This window comes from Lactococcus sp. DD01 (assembly GCF_001578715.1).
Lineage (GTDB): Bacteria > Bacillota > Bacilli > Lactobacillales > Streptococcaceae > Lactococcus > Lactococcus petauri.
This window is the reverse complement of record NZ_KQ968941.1, coordinates 22,352-40,319: the sequence shown is the minus strand read 5'-3', so window position 1 is coordinate 40,319 and position 17,968 is coordinate 22,352. Positions and strand designations below refer to the sequence as shown.

Here is a 17,968-nt window from a genome sequence, read left to right as displayed (position 1 = left end):
TCTGTAAATCCTGTCTTTTTTTGTAGGAAGCAAAAAAATGTTAAGTAAATCAATGTTTAATTATTATTTGTAGTAGGTCACTTGATATAAAGACTTGTTTAAAATATTATATCTGAGATTATTTTATAAAAGAATTCATCTATTTTTTCATATCAAACTTCTTTGAAATAAAAAAATTTTACCAATAACTCTAAAAAAATTGGTCTTTGGTACTCAATTTTATGGGTGAAAAAAGATAAAAAACGGAGGTTGCCATGAATTGATACGTGGTAATTTTTTTCTTTTTTTTAAGAAATATTAGAAAAAAATCTTGATATTTAAGTAACAATGTTTAGAAAATCCCAGTATAACAGGGATGATAGGTGTGTCAGTATAATTCGGATTTAATTGATACTCATAAAATGTAACGGGTGTGTTGATCCTTAAAAATCACTTCTTTAGTTTATATTAAATAGAATTAGGAGTCAATGTTTAAAAATTATCCATATTCGTTATTTATCAAAAAAACAGGTTTAATCTAGCTTCTCAATACTTAATTGTCAGAAAAATCCGAATTATATTGAAAAACACATAAAACCGCTTCTTAAATAATCACAAGAAATAAAAAGGAGATTCAAGATTGAAAAAAAATGGTAAATATTACGTTGCAGGAGTTTTGCTTATCCCAGGTATATTAGGAGTTGTGGCATATAGCTCAACTTATGGTACAGAAGATAAAAAGGCAGGTGTGAAACAAGAACAAATTATTAGCACACCAGTTACTCAAGTATCTGGAGCAAATATTACAGCTTTAAATGCAGATTCAACAACAAATAATTACTCTGGTATTTCACCAGCAATCGGTCTTACAACTTTCAAAGATACGTACAAAGAATTAGAAGCAGATGCGGATACGGATACTTTACATATTCATACAAAATCTCATGGTAATGGTACAGCAGCATTGCAAGCTTATCGTCAAGAGATTTCTATTGATTCAGACATTGCAGATGAGTTCTTTAGTACAAAAGATTTTCAAAAATATATCAGTGGTACAGTGAAAAGATCCAAGGACAGTGCCTTTGGTGGAACAAAAACCATGGATATACAAAAAGACCTATGGGATAAAAGCTCATTGTTTAGTTCCGAAACAATGAATTATGATAGCAAACATAAGGTTATTTATTATAAAACAGCACAATATACAGTCCAAATTGCCTCTGGTATTGACATTGAAGTAGATATGAAAATTGATTTGGGACAATGGACGAAAGATACAGGACGTCTGGTAGAACGTAAACCTAACTATAGCATCACAGCTAAAACAGATGCTAACTCTATGGCTATCGGTTTCACAAATAAAATTGTTGGTAGTGTCTCAAGTGATGATATTTTAGATTCATGGATTGAGAATCCAGTAGAAGATACGACACTTTATTATCTAACTGAAAAGAATTCATACTTCTATGGAAATGGTCTTCAAGATGAAATTAATGAACATGCTACAGATTATGATATTGAATTGATGGTTAATGGTACACCATTTAAATACATCCAGATGGCATCAGAAGACGGTGGAACTAATTCTCGTGGTGAAACTATTAAAAAAGGAGATTGGGATTTTGACTTTGGAAGTTATTTAAATCCTGGTGATGTGGTTACTGCACGCGTACGTGGTAAAGAAAAGTATGAAAATATTAATGGTGTACGACCTACAAAATATTCAGCTACCACACATGCAAGTGATGCAACAAACATTGTTTCTTGGGAAGATTGGAAAGTAGCGGAGCCATCTGTTCCAATACTTTATGAAGATGACTTGATCATTCCTTTCCATGCACCAGTACAAAATCAACAACTTAACCGCTCTTATAAACTGATTGTTACAGTAAACGATCAAGAAGTTTATAATAAAGCTGTTAAGGATGAAACAGACACAAATGTTCCATATCTTAGTGGTTTAGTAGAAGGCGATGTGGTGAAAGCAAAAATTGTTGGATCTCAACCAGGTGAGCCGGATAAAGAAAGTTCTGAAATTACCACAGTCGTAACGAGTCAAGATAATGAAGGTTACGATGATTGGGAGGTACAAAAAGCAGTAATTAATGGCCCACTGTATGAGGGTGCAACTGTTATTAGTGGTTATGTTCCGATTCAAAACCGTGCAGCTGGACGCACTTATGATCTTAAAGTTTACATTGGTGATGAGCTTGTCATTGATGACAAAGATATTGATGTTGCTTTAAAATCATATAACTACAGCTACTCTCTTACAGATTTAAAAGATCTTAAAGACGGAACATTGAATTATGGTGATAAGATTAAAGCAGTTGTTACAGGACATCAACCTAATGGTGAAAATAATGTCGTCTATGATGATAAGAGCGTTGAATCTGAATTAACTGTAAGTGACAATACAGGTTATGCTTCTTGGGAAGTAAATAAACCTCAGCTTAATAAAATGGTAGATACAGATACTGTAATTACAGGTAATATTGGTGAGCAAAATATTGAAGCAGGACGGACATATAAGGCCGCACTTTCAATTGACGGTGGAGAACCAATTTATGTTAAGCCAAAAGCGGATGGTTCTTTTGAACTTAAAGAAGTGGCCTTAAAAGAAGGTTCACAAGTTTCTGCCACAGTGATTGGGTCGCAAGATAATCGTGAAGATAAAGAAAGTGGAGCGACAGTTGAAACTGTTACAGACGTTGTCCCAAATAACGTCACGGATATTAGAAGAAATGGAGGAGGTATTAACAAAAGAAAAACCCGATATTGTTTTAGTTCATGGAGATACCACAACGACAGCTGCTGTTAGTTTAGCTGCCTTCTATCATCAAATCCCGATCGGGCATGTCGAAGCAGGATTAAGAACTTGGGATAAATACAGTCCTTTTCCAGAAGAAATGAATCGACAGATAACAGATGTACTTTCTGATTTATACTTTGTTCCTACTGAAAAAAGTAAAGCAAATCTCCTTTTGGAAAACCATGAGGAATCAAAAATATTTATTACAGGTAATACAGTTATCGATGCATTGCAATACACTCTAAAAACAAACTATTATCATCCACTTCTTGAGAAAATCGGGAAAACGGACAAAAAAATAATTTTGTTAACGATGCATCGTCGGGAAAATCAAGGACAACCCATGTTGGATGTCTTTGATGCTGTCAAAAATATTGCAAAGGATTACCAAGATGAAGTGGAGGTGGTCTTTCCAGTCCATCTTAACCCCATCGTACGTCATGCAGCGAAAGAAGCGTTTGATGATGTGGAAAATGTACATTTAATTGAACCATTAGAAGTTTATGATTTTCATAATATAGCCGCTCGTAGTTTTCTCATTCTAACAGATTCAGGAGGAATTCAGGAGGAAGCCCCTTCACTAGGTGTGCCAGTTCTGGTTTTACGAAATGAAACAGAGCGTCCAGAAGGAGTAAAAGCAGGAACTCTGAAGCTGGTCGGAACAGAAACAGAACAGGTTGAGAAACAAATAAAAATTCTTTTAGAAAGTACAAGTGAATATATGAAGATGTCTAAAGCACAAAATCCATATGGCGATGGACTTTCATCAGAAAGGATTATGGAAATTTTAGAGAAAGAATTTATCAAGTAGTTTATACTAAAAATTACTTGATACAAATGAGGAATAACCTTTGTTTATACTTTTAAGTATACTTATAATAGTACTGGAGACAATTTATTTACTTTCCTTTTATAAATTATTTCATTCAAGCAGGACACGCATAATAAATGAAGGTACTATGATTTTATTTTTTTCCATTTGTTACATGCACTTTGGTTTGGCAGATAGCATAACAATGGAAAGCATAGTTTTTATGCTGATCACAGCTTTACTTTTAACGAGTTTATCTATTGTGTTAGTAGGAATATTCGAATACCAGTTCGGCTTACTGCTATTCTCCCTAATAAATGCGTTAATTTATATTGGCTCTTCAATTAAAATGAATACGACTGGTGTACCTGTCATGTGGGCCGACTTTAACAGTGGACTTTTTTGGGATGTTGTATGGAACATGTACTTGAAACAAAACTATCCCTATATTATTTTATCCTTTGTTATTGTGGTGTTACTGTTTTACTTTATGCACACGAAGAAAATATCTATATTGACCTTTCAAACACGGATGAGACAGATACTTATAGGTGGGATAGGATTAGTAACTATTTTAGTATTGGTGGGAAAAGTTTTTGTGACCACAGTTCATTCCAGAAGCTTTGAGGAACAGGGAAGTTTAGTGTGTTTTATTAGTAGTAGAGAAGTAGATGCAATGTCTTCTAGTGGAATTTTGAATCAGTATTCTCAAGAGAAGATGGAGAAAATTGTAAAAAAATATGAAGAAGAGTTTTCTACAAAGAAAAATTTTGGTAAAGACGATGAGACCGTTATTACTGTATTGAGTGAATCTTTAGCAGATCCTAAAAGCTTTTCTGGTATATCATGGAAAGAAGATCCCATGCCTAATTTTCGAAAACTACAAAATGCATCAGGTGGTTATTTACAATCTACTATGTTTGGTGGTGGAACAACAAATGTTGAGTTCAGTGTCTTAACTGGTTTTAGTTATTCATTTTTTAATCAACAAATAAATGCCTTTGATTATATGAATCAAAATCCAGATAGAAACCAGAGTATTGCTCAATATAAAGGTGATAATATCGCCATACATACGCATATGAAAACAGGTTATCACCGTGCTGACGTTCTACCCAACCTAGGATTTTCTAAGTTTACTGGCAGAGAAGACCTCTTGAAAATGGAGGAAACGAGTTCAGCTGTCTATTATGCTGAAGGGTATTTAAGCGACTATACTTTATTTGATCAGATACTAAATGAAGTGAGTTCTTCTACTGAAAAGAACCTTCTTGTTCACGGATTGAGTATGCAAAACCATTACCCTTATACAGAAGATTTAAAAGGAAAACTAGAAAATAAGGATGTCTTAATTTCTGGTAATAATTTGAATGCCGAACAAAAACAGTTAGCGTTATATGCGAGAGGAGTGAAGAAAACAGATGAAGCGCTCGGAACATTTATTCAGTCATTGGAAGCTTTGGATAGGAATGTGACTGTTATCATGTATGGCGACCACTACCCTGCTCTTGATAATTCAGTTTATATGAAGTATCCTGTCAAAAGTGATGAAAATAAACTCATTAATGACCATTCAACACCTTATTTTGTATGGAAAAACCATAATCGTAAGAGTGAAAATGTTAGCAAATCTGTTACACCAGAAGGGTTAGCTGTATTAGCAATGAAAGAAGGAAATACGAAAGTTCCTGTATTCTATCAGTTTGTGGATAAACTTGAAAAAGTGGACAAGGAAACAAGTATTCATCAAGAAATGTTAGAAGATTATGAGCTGATTCAATATGATATGCTTGAGGGGGAACAGTATAGCAAGGTTTTATTTGAAAAATAGTTTCTCAGCAAAATTTCTACAAAACTGCCGAATCTGGTAGATATCTCCGGAAAGAAAGCTATCTTTACTTTTGGGCAAATGATGCTCAAGCAAACGAGCTAGGCGCCGTTCGAATGGATAATAAAGTTATTTTTCTTTAAAGCTACAGATGATTACTTAAGTCAATTGAATTAAAAAGACAGGATTTACATCCTGTCTTTTTTGTAGGAAAAGTATTAACTCACATAGCCATCCATACAGGCTCTAAGCAGTTACCGTCTGGATCTTGAACTTCAAGACCATACATGACGTCCTCAGGAATGCCATTTTCTAAATGAAGGGATTGTCCGCCATTTTGACTGGCAAGTTTGCCGAATGCTTTGACAGCATCCGCACTTGGAAGAGTAAAGGCAGCAAGGGCACCACTCACTTTGTGTGTATCAGCGATTGTTTTATCACCAATGAATGTTTGGTAGCGCTCATGCGAAAGTAACATGATATAGAAATTTTCATCCCAGACCATACAGCTTACTAAGTCGTCTGAAAAATCAGGATTCTTTTTGAACCCAAGCTTTTCATAAAAGACTGTGGAAAACTGAATATCTGAGACCGGAAAGTTGACGAAAACCATTGTCGACATATGAAATCCTCCTTAAAATAAATTTTATGTCAGAACATTCTTAACTTTAAGCTAATTGTAGCATAAATCATATTTTTCATGGCTTGATTGGTTTAGAAAATGCTTTCAAAAAAGTAAGGTGAAAATCATGGGAGAAAACAGCGTTTGAGACGTTTATTTAAGAGATTTTCTGTTAAAATATAACTATGATTAAAAACTATGAATTGTCAGCTGAACATCGGCTAGTCTCTACGGCAGAGATGAGGAATTTTACATACGTACTTAATCCGACGCGCGAAGAAATTGGTAGTGTCTCGGAGTACTTTCAACTGCCCTTTGACTACCTTAGCGGCATTCTCGATGATTATGAAAACGCCCGTTTTGAAACGGATGATATCGATAATAATCTGATACTTTTACAATATCCAGCCTCATCAAGCTATGGCGAGGTAGGGACATTTCCTTATTCTTTGATTTGGACAAAAAATGAAGCGGTCATTTTAGCTTTAAATCATGACATTAAGGGAGAACATATATTCGGTAGAGAATATAGCTCTACACGCTATAAGCATGAAATTATTTATCAGGTTATGTATCAAATGACACATGACTTCCATGATTATCTACGGGAATTTCGTCTCCGTCGTCGTCGGCTTGAGGTAGGAATCAAGAACTCAACAAAAAATGATCAAATTGTTGATATGATTGGTATTCAAGCCAGCCTTATTTATTTTGAAGATGCTTTGAACAATAATCTCGAAGTGTTGAAGAAATTTATTGATTATCTGCGTGAAGAAGATGAAGATGGTTTTGCTGATAAAATTTACGATATTTATATTGAAACGGATCAGGCCTACACGGAAACACGTATTCAGCTTAAACTGTTACAAAATCTACGTGATTTATTCTCAAATATTGTGTCCAACAACTTGAATATTGTCATGAAAATCATGACTTCAGCAACCTTTGTTTTGGGTATTCCAGGTGTTGTTGTCGGCTTTTATGGAATGAATGTCCCCATACCTGGCCAGGAAATCAGTTGGGTCATGTGGGCCATCTTAGGGTTAACGCTTATATTTTGTGGCATTGTCGTTTGGGCTTTACGCAAAAAGGACATGCTGTGATCGTTTAACAATTACAAGTTATCATAAAGGAACAGTTATTCATGTATAGATTACGTATTTTTGCACAAAATTTAGCAATCTTCCTGTCCGTAGTGATTGATATTGGAGCAATTTTAGCTTTTTATTTGCATCGATCACCTGTTTTGAGAGAGTATTTTCCTTCCTATAGTTTCATGCCGCATTATATTTTAGGCTTTGCTTTAGGGCTTTTGGGCCTTTTGGTCTCTCTCAATCTCTACCGACGGGTAAGGTCAGCTTGGATTATTACGATCGTCGTTCAATTTGTCATTCTGCGCTTGAACTTTATTTCCACTCAAAGGTTTTTTAGTATTGGTTCACTCCTTTCACTTATCATTCTGGTTGTTCTCGGACTTACTTATCGTGATTTTAGTCGAACAATGGACCGTAATTATGCAAAAAAGGCAGTGTTTCTTGGTTTCATCCCCCTTGTTTTGGCTTTCTTTAACACCTTACTGAGTTTAAGTTTTTTGAAACACGATTATTTAGGAAATCCAGATGTCTATTCTATCTTTAAGCAATCCTTGCATTTTCTTTTTACAATGGACATCCGCCAAGCGCATTTTAATTCTCATGTACATGGTTTTTATATGGTTGGCCTGATTATCATCACTTGGATTTGTGTGATGTTGGCACTCTATTATATCTTAAAACCATTGGTTTATTACCCGATATTGAGCGGGCGTGAAAAAGAAAAAGCAATCGCACTTGTTGAAAAATATGGTCAAAATCCGATGGCTTATATGACTATCGATGGTCAAAAATCTTATTTCTTCAGTGTTACTGTCGAGGGGATGTTGGCGTATACCGTCGTAAACAATGTACTCGTTGGTTGTGGCGATATCGTTTGTAACCCTAAAGATGCTGCTCGTTTTATGGGAGAACTGGTTCACTTTTCTCGTCGTAATGGATGGAAAATCTTGTTTATGGACATTACAGAAACGATGCGCACTGCTTATGAGTCTTATGGTTTTTCGATGATTAAGATTGGTGAAGATGCCTGTTTGCGTTTAGAAGACTTTAACCTTAAAGGAAAGAAAACAGCAAAGGTTCGTGCCAATATCAATCACGCGCGCCGCTTAGGTATTACTGTTGAAGAATACAAGCCAAACGCAAAACGAGATATAAAAATTGAAAATGAACTTCAAGAAATCTCAGACGAATGGTTTGGCTCCAAAGGCCCCGAGCTTGGCTTTATGTTAGGAGGATTGGCTTTAGAAAATCCTCTCGGTCGCCGTTATTTTTACAGCCGTGATGAAGCGGGAAACATGTTGGCTTTTGTAATTTTTGTTCCTTATGCTGAAGGCGAGGAAAGAGGTTATATGGCTGATGTTACGCGCCGCCGTGCGCAAGTACCTAATGGTTCTATGGAAGTGTGTCTTCTCCAAGCCTTTGAAACAATGCGCGAGGAGGGAGTGACTTGGGGGAATCTCGGTCTCTGCCCTTTGGCAAATATTCAAGATGACGAGGACAGTAGCAAAGTTACAACACAGCTCTTCCAGTTTATTTATGAAAATATGAATGGTGTCTATGGCTTCAAAGGGCTTTATCAAGCCAAGAAAAAATGGAATCCAAGTGATTGGCAAGCGCGTTATATCGCTTATGCGCCCAAACCTTTCAGTTTCAGCTATGCATACGCTATGTTGAAGGCTCAAAATCCTAAAGGGATAAACAAACTAATCCTTGAGAAACTCCGGACAAAGATTGAAAAATAAAAGCACCGCAGCTTTTGCGGTGCTTTTTCTTAATAAAAAACCTCTCAACGAGAGGACGAAATATAACAATTATTTACGGACGACAAGGGTATCACATGGCGCATTTTTAATGATATAGTCAGCAACAGAACCGATAAAGATACGTTCAATGTAGCTCAAACCAGTTGCACCAAGAACGATAAGGTCAATGTTTTCTTCTTTTGGAAGTGTTTGTCCCAACATAACTTTTGGTGAGCCGAATTCGACACGAGTAGTTACTGTTTTTACACCAGCGTTTTTCGCTTCAGTTGCAAAGTCATTAATGAGGTTTTCAGCACCTTTATGTGTATCATCAGCTACGACAGAATCATAAGCAGAGATAGACTGAAATGCACGCAAATCAATGACGTTAGCGATGACTAATTCGGCATCGTTACGAAGAGCAGTGGCAACAGCTTTATCAAAGGCTTTTGTTGATTCTACAGAACCGTCAAGACCAACGAGGATTTTTTTGTAATTATCGAGCATAGTGGGACTCCTTTTCTTTTTTTTACTATACTCTAATTTTACTCTAATTTGAAGCATTTGTAAAAGAAAAACTATTTTTGGAGTCTAGTTTTAGCGCAGGAGGCGCTTAATCAAACACGAGATGTCAAGGCAAATGCATATACCAGTGTACTTTGCGATATTTTCACAGTCTTCTTACTGCAAAATCATGTTTTTGACGAATCAAGTGGCGGGGCAAAGTTGCTGTATGTTGAGAAGCACAACTATGTGCTGTCCTCATTGCGTCTAATTTGATATAATTATAAAGATCTATTTTTAAACGGCCAAGTAAAGCAAAGCCTTATAAAAATAAATAGAAGTTGAAAGGTAAAAAAATGACTCGATATGCTGTGGTGGACTTAGAAGCCACCGATGCGCACAGCTCGCAGAATAAAATTATCCAAATAGGTATTGTGCTAGTCGAGGGTGGAGAAGTGGTAGACACTTATACGACAGATGTCAACCCACATGAGTCGCTTTTGCCGAGAATTGCTAACCTTACAGGCTTGTCTGACCGTCGCTTGTCAAAAGCACCAGACTTTTCAGAAGTTGCAGAAGAAGTGCGCCAAAAATTGGAAGGTACCATCTTTGTAGCTCACAATGCACGTTTTGATTACTCTTTATTAATGAAAAGTCTTTTTCCTTTAGGCTTGGATTTGGAATTACCGCGCGTAGATACCGTTGAGCTGGCACGAGTTCTTTTTCCTACCTTTGAAAAATATGGGATGGAAGCTCTTAGTGAGCGACTAGACTTACGTCACGATCAGCCTCACGCTGCTTTATCAGATGCTTTAGCTACAGCAGAGTTACTGCTTAAGATGCAAGATAAGATTCGAGAGCTTCCGCGTGCTGTTTTAGAGGAGATTATTCGCCATTCGGACAGCTTACTCTATGAGACGAAAGAATTCTTAAAAGAGCAACTGCCCTATACATCACTCAACGTTGAGCATCTTTATGTGGTTCATAATATTGCTATCCGTAGAGAAAAAGTTAAAGAAAACAGACAGCCCCTTGCCAATTCTTTTGCTAAAAATATCTCTCGTTTGGGTCTTAAAGTCCGGAAAAATCAAGAAAAGATTGCCGAAAAAATAAAAGAAGAACTTACACAAAGTCGCCCTTCTTTCATTGAAGCCCCCACTGGCATCGGGAAGACATATGCTTATCTTTTACCTTTGCTTGCAGAAGGACGGGAAATTGTTGTATCAACGCCGACTAAAGTTCTACAAAATCAGATGATTCATGGTGTAGCACCTATTCTTAAAGAAAAATTTGGTGTGAATTTCTCTAAGCTTTTAGGAACGAAGAATTATATTTCTTTAGAAAAATTTTCACGGCTTTTGCTGGCAAATACTGAAGGAAAAAACTTCGAAATTTTTAAGATGAAAATCTTGGTTTGGTTGACGGAGACACTTACAGGGGAGCTAGACGAGCTCTCCAAAGTGATGACCAATGAGGAGTACTTTGCTCAGATTGCGCATGATGGCTATGTTAACAATAAACAACTGCATTATGAACAGGATTTCTGGCTAAAAGCACAACGCCGAGCTGAAATTTCGCAAGTCAAAGTCGTCAATCATGCTTACCTAATTGAACGTCTTGCAGATTATCCTGAGACTTTCTTACAGGAACGTATTTTGGTTGTGGACGAAGCACAGCAACTCTTCACAACACTGGAAAGAGCCAATCAGAAAACAGTTAAAATCTCGGAGCAATTGGAAACCGTCGATATAGAAAATTCGCATTTAAATAAACGCCTTGTGGAAAGTTTGACATTTCAGCTCAAAAATAAAAAGTTGGACAGTGAGAAAATCGCTCTTGATGCGAGAGAGCTTGGTTTAAAAGAACTGGCTGAAATTTTTGAACATCCAGAGCAGAACTTTATTTGGCGCGAGGGAGATATGGTTCACGCTTCAAGTACGGATTTTTATAATTTTGAAAAACTGGTACCTTCAGGAACTAAAGTATATATGCTGGGAGCAACCTTATCTCTGACAGAAGACAAACCTATTTTCCCAGAACTTTTGGGCTTTAAGGACTATCGTTTCTTCAAATTTGACAGCCATCCCGCCGATAACCAAGAAATATTTATCGTGTCTGATGGGCCGCATATCAAAAATACAGGTGTTATGGCTTACGCGCATTATGTTGCGGATAGAGTTTCCGAGGTTGCTGAGCTGGGTGCTCAAGTTGTCGTTCTCTTTACAGCAAAAGTGTCTTTAACTTTTGTAGCAGAACAACTGTCCGCTGAAGGTTGGGATGTATTGGCTCAAGATATTAATGGGACTGCTGCACAAATCAAGAAAAAATTTGATAAAGGAGAAGGGCAGATTCTTCTGGGCTTATCTTCCTTCTGGGAGGGTGTGGATTTTGAGAAGCAAGATCATCTTGTTTTGATGATTCCCCGTCTGCCCTTTGCTACGCCAGATGATATTTTAACGAAAAAGTATGCAAAACGTTTTAATAATCCTTTTTACGATTTTAATGTCCCTATGGCAACTTTGAAGTTGCAGCAAGCTCTTGGACGTGTCAATCGGCGCCATAATCAGTATTCCAAAGTTGTGATTCTTGACAATCGATTAGCAGGAAAATCTTATGCGAAAAGAATGCGTAAAAATCTTGCGCAAACTGCGCCGCTTAAAACACTTGAAAATAGTGAATTAGTGGAAAAAATTATTGAATTCCTGATGTGAAGTGATACCCGATACAGATAAGTCCAAGAAGAAGTTAAGAAAAGACACCGAAATTCTTTAGTGACAAGGCTACGGAAAATTATGGATTTAACTTTTTCCGGCAGAAGACCTTTGTAGAGAAGCAATTTCGTTGCTTTTTTGCTATAATTAAATAGATTATCTAAAGGACAGAAAGGTAGGCTATGAGAAGAAGACGAATGACTCTGCATACACAGATTATTATCGGTATTTTAACGGTAATTCTGGCAGGTTTTATTGCGATAAGCCTCTTTATCTGGAGAGCAATCAGCCCTTATAATACAGCAAGAAGCGCTGCAATTGCTATAGCAAAGGATAAAACTGAGCTGAAAACTCCAACAGCTTTTGACATTGCAACTACAGATAGCACAGATTATTCTTTACTTGGCAAAACTGAAAAAGGCAAAGAGATAGGTGTTTTAATCCCTGAAAAAGGGGGAAATTTAACAGTTATTGACATGGCAACAGGTGTTAAGCCCGAAACGCTTCAGGCGGATAATACGACATCTATTGTCTTGGCCCTTTATAAAAATCAGCCAGTATGGCAGGTAAATAGTCGTGAAGGTTTTAAACTTTATGATTTCAAGACGGGTAAGGAGCTGTTGTAATTTATGAAAAAACTATCTGATTTTGTTTTAAATATTGAAGAGTCTGTGACTCTAGCTGCCGCGAAGCGTGCTAAAGATCTCGCAAGCCAAGGAAAAAATATTATTGATTTAACTTTAGGGCAGCCAGATTTTTCCACCCCAGAATTAATCGGTGAAGCAGCTATTGATTCTATTCATTCAGGCAAGGCAAGTTTCTATACACAAGCTTCTGGCTTACCTGAGTTGAAAAGTGCTGTGCGTAATTATTGGGATAAATATTATGGTTACGCCATTGAAGATAAGGAAATTTTAGTTACCACGGGTGCTAAATTTGCGCTTTATGCCTTCTTCCAAAGTGTTTTAGATAAAGGAGATGAAGTCATCATCCCAGCCCCGTATTGGGTGAGCTATGTGGATCAAGTCAAAATGTCAGGAGGTCAACCTGTTGTCGTTTCGACTTTGCAAGAAAATGACTTTAAAATCACAGTTGAACAACTTGAGGCAGTAAAAACCGAAAAGACGAAGGTGCTTTTATTAAATAGTCCATCCAATCCAACAGGAATGATTTATTCAAAAGAAGAATTACTGGCCTTGGGAAATTGGGCTGTGGCTAATGATTTGTTAATTTTAGCAGACGATATTTATCACCGACTGGTTTATAATAAAAGCGAGTTTACAGCTATTTCATCCTTATCAGAGAAGATTCGTCAACGCACAATTGTCATTAATGGTGTATCGAAAACCTTTGCGATGACCGGTTGGCGTATTGGACTTGCAGTTGGTGATAGCGAAATTATTGCAGCAATGACGAAGATTGCAGGTCAAACAACCTCAAACCCAAGTACAGTTGCTCAATATGCAGCCATCGAAGCCTTTAATTCTGATGAAGCGGCAGTCGAAAAAATGCGTACAGCATTTGAATCAAGGCTAAACTTGATACATCCTATGATCAATCAAATTCCTGGCTTTGAGGCTATTAAGCCAAATGGTGCATTCTATCTCTTCCCTAAAGTTGAGAAAGCAATGGCACTGAAAGGGTATGACAATGTTACGGATTTTGCGACAGCGATTCTTGAAGAAACTGGAGTGGCTCTGGTGACGGGGGAAGGATTTGGGTCACCCGTACATGTGAGGTTGAGTTATGCCACTGACCTTGAGAGTTTAACAGAAGCAGTAAAACGTCTTCAGATTTGGATGGAAGAGTCGCATGATAGATAAAAAAGAAGCAAAATCAGCTTATAAGCTCCAAGAAAAGCTTGGTGCTGTTGTAGCTTATAAAAATATTTCAAAAAACAAGTTTTATCTTGATATAGCACCAGATTTACCTGGTTTGAAAAATCGCTTTGAATTTTCACGAAAAACAGGTATTGGTGTTCCTCTAGCCATTGACAAAGATTGGAAGTCTGATGACTTTGAGCTCTTGGTGTTGGAAGAGTTTAAAAAAGATGAATTACAGACACCAAAAGCTTTTAAAGAAGATTTGAAAACTTTGAAAGAAATCTGGTTAGAGAAATTTATAGACAAAGATTTATATTAATAAAAGAGAAGGAATTATTTATGAAAGACTTAGTATCAATCATCGATGTGAAAGACCACGTCGGAGAAGAAATTAAAATTGGCGCTTGGGTTGCAGACAAATCAGGAAAAGGAAAATTGCAATTTCTCCAACTCCGTGATGGTACAGCTTATTTCCAAGCTGTCGTTTTCAAACCAAACATGATTGAAAAATTTGGTGAAGAAGCAGGACTAGAAAAATTCACTGAAATCAAACACTTGGCTCAAGAAACATCAGTAATCGTAACAGGGATTGTAAAAGAAGATTCACGTTCAAAATTTGGTTACGAGCTTGATGTCACAGACCTTGAAGTCGTTGGTGGATCTGTGGATTATCCTATCACACCAAAAGAGCATGGTACAGATTTCTTGATGGATAACCGTCACTTGTGGCTACGTAGCCGCAAGCAACATGCTATTATGCTTGTACGTAACGAAATTATTCGTGCAACATATGAGTTTTACAATGCCAATGGCTTTGTTAAAATTGATAGTCCAATCTTGACAGGTTCAGCTCCTGAAGGAACAACAGAACTCTTTGAGACAGATTACTTTGGACAGCCTGCTTACTTGTCACAAACTGGTCAGCTCTATGCAGAAGCGGGTGCGATGGCATTTGGCAAAGTCTTTACCTTTGGTCCAACTTTCCGTGCTGAAAAATCAAAAACGCGCCGTCATTTGACAGAATTCTGGATGATTGAGCCAGAAATGGCCTTCACAACTCATGAAGAATCTTTGGATATTCAAGAAGCTTATGTCAAACATTTGATCAAATCAGTCTTGGAAAACCAACGTTATGCTTTAGAAAGTTTGGAACGTGACATTGATTTATTGGAAAAATATGTCAATGAACCATTCAAACGTGTCACTTACGATGATGCGATTGAACTTCTTCAAAAAGAAGAAGCAAATAATGATTATGATCATATCGAGTGGGGTGATGACTTTGGTTCACCACATGAAACATTTGTTTCTAACTACTATGGTGTGCCAACATTTATCATCAACTACCCTAAAGCGATTAAAGCTTTCTACATGAAACCACATCCAACACGTGAAGATGTTGTGATTTGTGCCGATCTTATCGCGCCAGAAGGATATGGTGAAATCATTGGTGGTTCAGAACGTGCGACAGATTATGATTACTTGGTTGAAAAAGTAAAAGAATTCGGGCTTTCAGAAGAAGAGTACAGCTGGTACCTTGACTTACGTAAATTCGGTTCTGTGCCACATTCTGGTTTTGGACTTGGCTTGGAACGTGCGGTAACCTTTATTACAGGTAACCAACATATCCGTGAAGCTATTCCATTCCCACGTATGCTTGGACGTATTCGCCCTTAAAGCTTAAATAAAAGTTCTCAAGTTACTTGAGGGCTTTTTTGTATAAAACCAAGGGGTGAAACATCCTTTTTCAGTGGAGTTTTTGATATAATAAGAGGGAGAATTAAAGGAGGAACCTTATCTATGGAACTTAAGGATTATCAAAAGGAAATAATAAAATTTGATGTCAATGGTCCTCTAGCGGATATTGAGCAGGTAAATTTTGCTTTTTTAGATAAGGTACTCGGTTTAGCGGGGGAATCAGGAGAAGTTGCGGATAAGATAAAAAAAATCATCCGTGATCAGGATGGCATTATTAAAGATGATGATAAAAATGCTTTGGGAAAAGAATTAGGTGATGTCTTATGGCATGTAGCAACCTGTGCGCGCTATCTGGGGCTTGATTTGGAACAAGTCGCTCAAGCCAACTTAAATAAACTGGAAAGTCGTCAGCTGAGAGGCAAAATAGCGGGCAGCGGGGACGAGCGATGAGAGTACTTATTCACGCAGGACGGCCAGCAAGCTTACCTGAAGAAAGCTATGATTATTATGTCGGTATTGATCGTGGAGCTGTATTTTTACTTGAAGACCATCAAAATATAGACTTAGCCGTTGGTGATTTTGACTCTGTAAGTATGGAAGAATTCGGCAAAATATCAGAAGCTGCTCATGAACTTGTTAAACTTCCGGCAGAGAAGGATCAGACGGATTTAGAAGCTGGTTTAGATCAGGTGCTTTCGCGTTTTCCAGATGCAGAAATCATGATTATTGGTGCCCTTGGTGGAAGGCTTGACCATCATTTGACCAATGTGTACCTGCCTCTGAATTTTGACTATCCTGAAAGGATTTCTTTGAAGGATAAGCAAAATTTTGTAAAATATCTGACTCAAGGGCAGCATACCATTCGCAAGATTGAAGGCTATCCATATTTGGGCATTGTTCAGGTCGGCACAAAAAGAAGTTTAGAGATTAAAAACGCAAAATATCCACTTAAAGCTGAGGATAACTTTGCGGACATCTACGCAAGTAATGCTTTTATCAGTGAGACGATGGAGTTAAAAATTGCTCAAGGCAAGCTTATCGTCATTTATTCAAAAGACAGTTAGAGAGACTATATGATTATTGGAATAATTGGTGCAACATCAAATATCGCAGGTAAGGCCTATCTGCCCGTTTATGCAAAAATGCAAGCCGAGCATCGTTTTATTTTGCATTCGCGAACATGGGAAAAAGCTGAAGAGATTCGAAAAAAATACAAGTTTGAATATGCGACAACGGATTTAGGAGCGTTGGAAACTTGTGATATGGTCGTCATCCATGCAGCCACGGCTCAACATTTTGAGCTTGCAAAACGCTATTTGAGTGCAGGCACACATGTCATGATGGATAAGCCAATTTCCGAAAACTTTGATGAGGTCCAAGAACTTCATCGCTTGGCTGAGGAGAATAATGTCCTCTTTGTTATCGGTTTTAACCGCCGTTTTGCCCCAATGACAGACAAACTTAAAGAGGTCAATCAAAAAAACTTTATCAAGGTAAGTAAAAATTTAGCAAATAATGCCGACGAAGTACAATTTAGTTTGTATGATATTTTTATCCATCCTTTGGATACGTTGATTTACTTGCTTGATGACGAGATTGAACGTTACAGTTATCAATTAGCGATGACGCCGGACAAAAAACTTTCACGTGTGATAGTCACACTGAGAACGCAATCTTGTATGGGCATTGCCAGCATGAACTTGACTTCAGGCGCTTTTTCTGAGGAATTTACGGTCGAAGCAAGCAGTGGAACCTATCGTCTATCAGAACTTACGGAGTTAGAAATCCTTACTGGATTAGACAAGCAAAAAATCGGAATTAACGGTTGGCAAAGTGCCACATATAATCGTGGTTTTGAAAGTTTGGTTTTTGACATGGTTGAAGCAGTAACTCATTTTGATGGTCATAATAGAGATGAACTTATGAAACAGATGAAACAAACAAATGTTCTAGATTCGCATGAGATCATCCATGAAATTTTGGACAAAATGTAACTTATAAAGGAGTAAGTAAATGAAAGATATGCTAATTTTAACTACAAATGATGCACCGGGCTATCGTGTTGTTGAGGTCTACGGTGAGGTTTTTGGTTTAACAACTCGTTCACGTAACGTTTTCTCAAGTACTGGACAACAATTAAAAACGATTGTCGGAGGAGAAATTGCCGGCTATACGAAACTCCAGCATGAAACGCGTGAGAGTGCTATTGAACGTCTTGCAGAAGAAGCACGAGATAAAGGTGCTAATGCAATTCTCGCTATGCGTTTTGACTCTTCGACATTTGGTAATGTTGACTCAGTTGCTGCTTACGGTACAGCTGTTAAACTGGAAAAACTATAAAAAG

15 protein-coding genes and 1 pseudogene are annotated in these 17,968 nt (G+C 37.3%); 14 read left to right on the top strand and 2 right to left on the bottom strand.

The window, feature by feature from the left end:
- Positions 1-619 precede the first annotated feature (619 nt).
- From LACDD01_RS11885 to LACDD01_RS09095, 3 genes and pseudogenes are all read left to right on the top strand, one after another.
- Positions 620-2,800, top strand: a complete 2,181-nt coding sequence (locus tag LACDD01_RS11885; protein WP_061414610.1) for a hypothetical protein — start codon at positions 620-622, stop codon at positions 2,798-2,800.
- A pseudogene (gene wecB, locus LACDD01_RS09100) lies at positions 2,685-3,602 on the top strand (non-hydrolyzing UDP-N-acetylglucosamine 2-epimerase); the annotation flags it as partial. The gene LACDD01_RS11885 and the pseudogene wecB, both read left to right, overlap by 116 nt.
- 148 nt (positions 3,603-3,750) lie before the next feature.
- Positions 3,751-5,433 (top strand): LTA synthase family protein, encoded by a 1,683-nt coding sequence (locus LACDD01_RS09095; RefSeq protein ID WP_082779291.1) that lies wholly within the window; start codon positions 3,751-3,753, stop codon positions 5,431-5,433.
- Positions 5,434-5,653: 220 nt separating this feature from the next.
- Here LACDD01_RS09095 and LACDD01_RS09090 read toward each other — a convergent pair whose 3' ends face one another.
- A complete protein-coding gene (locus LACDD01_RS09090) occupies positions 5,654-6,052 on the bottom strand; it encodes a VOC family protein (protein ID WP_061414601.1) in 399 nt (132 codons plus the stop codon).
- A 185-nt stretch (positions 6,053-6,237) separates the two neighbouring features.
- Here LACDD01_RS09090 and LACDD01_RS09085 point away from each other — a divergent pair, with 185 nt between their 5' ends.
- On the top strand, positions 6,238-7,155 hold the full coding sequence (locus tag LACDD01_RS09085) for a magnesium transporter CorA family protein (RefSeq protein ID WP_003133025.1): 918 nt from the start codon (positions 6,238-6,240) through the stop codon (positions 7,153-7,155).
- Between the two features lie 41 nt (positions 7,156-7,196).
- A complete protein-coding gene (locus LACDD01_RS09080) occupies positions 7,197-8,888 on the top strand; it encodes a bifunctional lysylphosphatidylglycerol flippase/synthetase MprF (RefSeq protein ID WP_061414597.1) in 1,692 nt (563 codons plus the stop codon).
- 69 nt (positions 8,889-8,957) lie between these two features.
- Here LACDD01_RS09080 and LACDD01_RS09075 read toward each other — a convergent pair whose 3' ends face one another.
- Positions 8,958-9,395, bottom strand: coding sequence for a universal stress protein (locus LACDD01_RS09075; protein WP_003133021.1), 438 nt, complete (start codon positions 9,393-9,395; stop codon positions 8,958-8,960).
- A 353-nt stretch (positions 9,396-9,748) separates the two neighbouring features.
- On the opposite strand from LACDD01_RS09075, the gene LACDD01_RS09070 reads away from it, so the two are divergent.
- From LACDD01_RS09070 to LACDD01_RS09030, 9 genes are all read left to right on the top strand, one after another.
- Positions 9,749-12,103, top strand: coding sequence for a helicase C-terminal domain-containing protein (locus LACDD01_RS09070; RefSeq protein WP_061414594.1), 2,355 nt, complete (start codon positions 9,749-9,751; stop codon positions 12,101-12,103).
- Positions 12,104-12,285: 182 nt separating this feature from the next.
- The gene (locus LACDD01_RS09065; protein ID WP_061414591.1) at positions 12,286-12,729 is read left to right on the top strand and encodes a cell wall elongation regulator TseB-like domain-containing protein; all 444 of its coding nucleotides are present in this window, start codon (positions 12,286-12,288) and stop codon (positions 12,727-12,729) included.
- 3 nt (positions 12,730-12,732) lie between these two features.
- On the top strand, positions 12,733-13,926 hold the full coding sequence (locus LACDD01_RS09060) for a pyridoxal phosphate-dependent aminotransferase (RefSeq protein ID WP_061414589.1): 1,194 nt from the start codon (positions 12,733-12,735) through the stop codon (positions 13,924-13,926).
- A complete protein-coding gene (locus LACDD01_RS09055; RefSeq protein WP_061414586.1) occupies positions 13,916-14,245 on the top strand; it encodes a GIY-YIG nuclease family protein in 330 nt (109 codons plus the stop codon). Before LACDD01_RS09060 ends, LACDD01_RS09055 begins: the two co-directional genes overlap by 11 nt.
- A gap of 20 nt (positions 14,246-14,265) precedes the next feature.
- A complete protein-coding gene (asnS, locus tag LACDD01_RS09050) occupies positions 14,266-15,603 on the top strand; it encodes an asparagine--tRNA ligase (RefSeq protein ID WP_019294316.1) in 1,338 nt (445 codons plus the stop codon).
- Positions 15,604-15,726: 123 nt separating this feature from the next.
- A complete protein-coding gene (locus LACDD01_RS09045; protein WP_003133010.1) occupies positions 15,727-16,074 on the top strand; it encodes a nucleoside triphosphate pyrophosphohydrolase family protein in 348 nt (115 codons plus the stop codon).
- Complete coding sequence (locus LACDD01_RS09040; protein WP_061414583.1) at positions 16,071-16,688, top strand: thiamine diphosphokinase; 618 nt, start codon at positions 16,071-16,073, stop codon at positions 16,686-16,688. The genes LACDD01_RS09045 and LACDD01_RS09040 overlap by 4 nt, the downstream gene beginning before the upstream one ends.
- A 9-nt stretch (positions 16,689-16,697) precedes the next feature.
- Positions 16,698-17,618, top strand: coding sequence for a Gfo/Idh/MocA family protein (locus tag LACDD01_RS09035; protein ID WP_061414580.1), 921 nt, complete (start codon positions 16,698-16,700; stop codon positions 17,616-17,618).
- Positions 17,619-17,637: 19 nt separating this feature from the next.
- The gene (locus tag LACDD01_RS09030) at positions 17,638-17,964 is read left to right on the top strand and encodes a heavy metal-binding domain-containing protein (protein ID WP_019294313.1); all 327 of its coding nucleotides are present in this window, start codon (positions 17,638-17,640) and stop codon (positions 17,962-17,964) included.
- Positions 17,965-17,968: the final 4 nt, after the last annotated feature.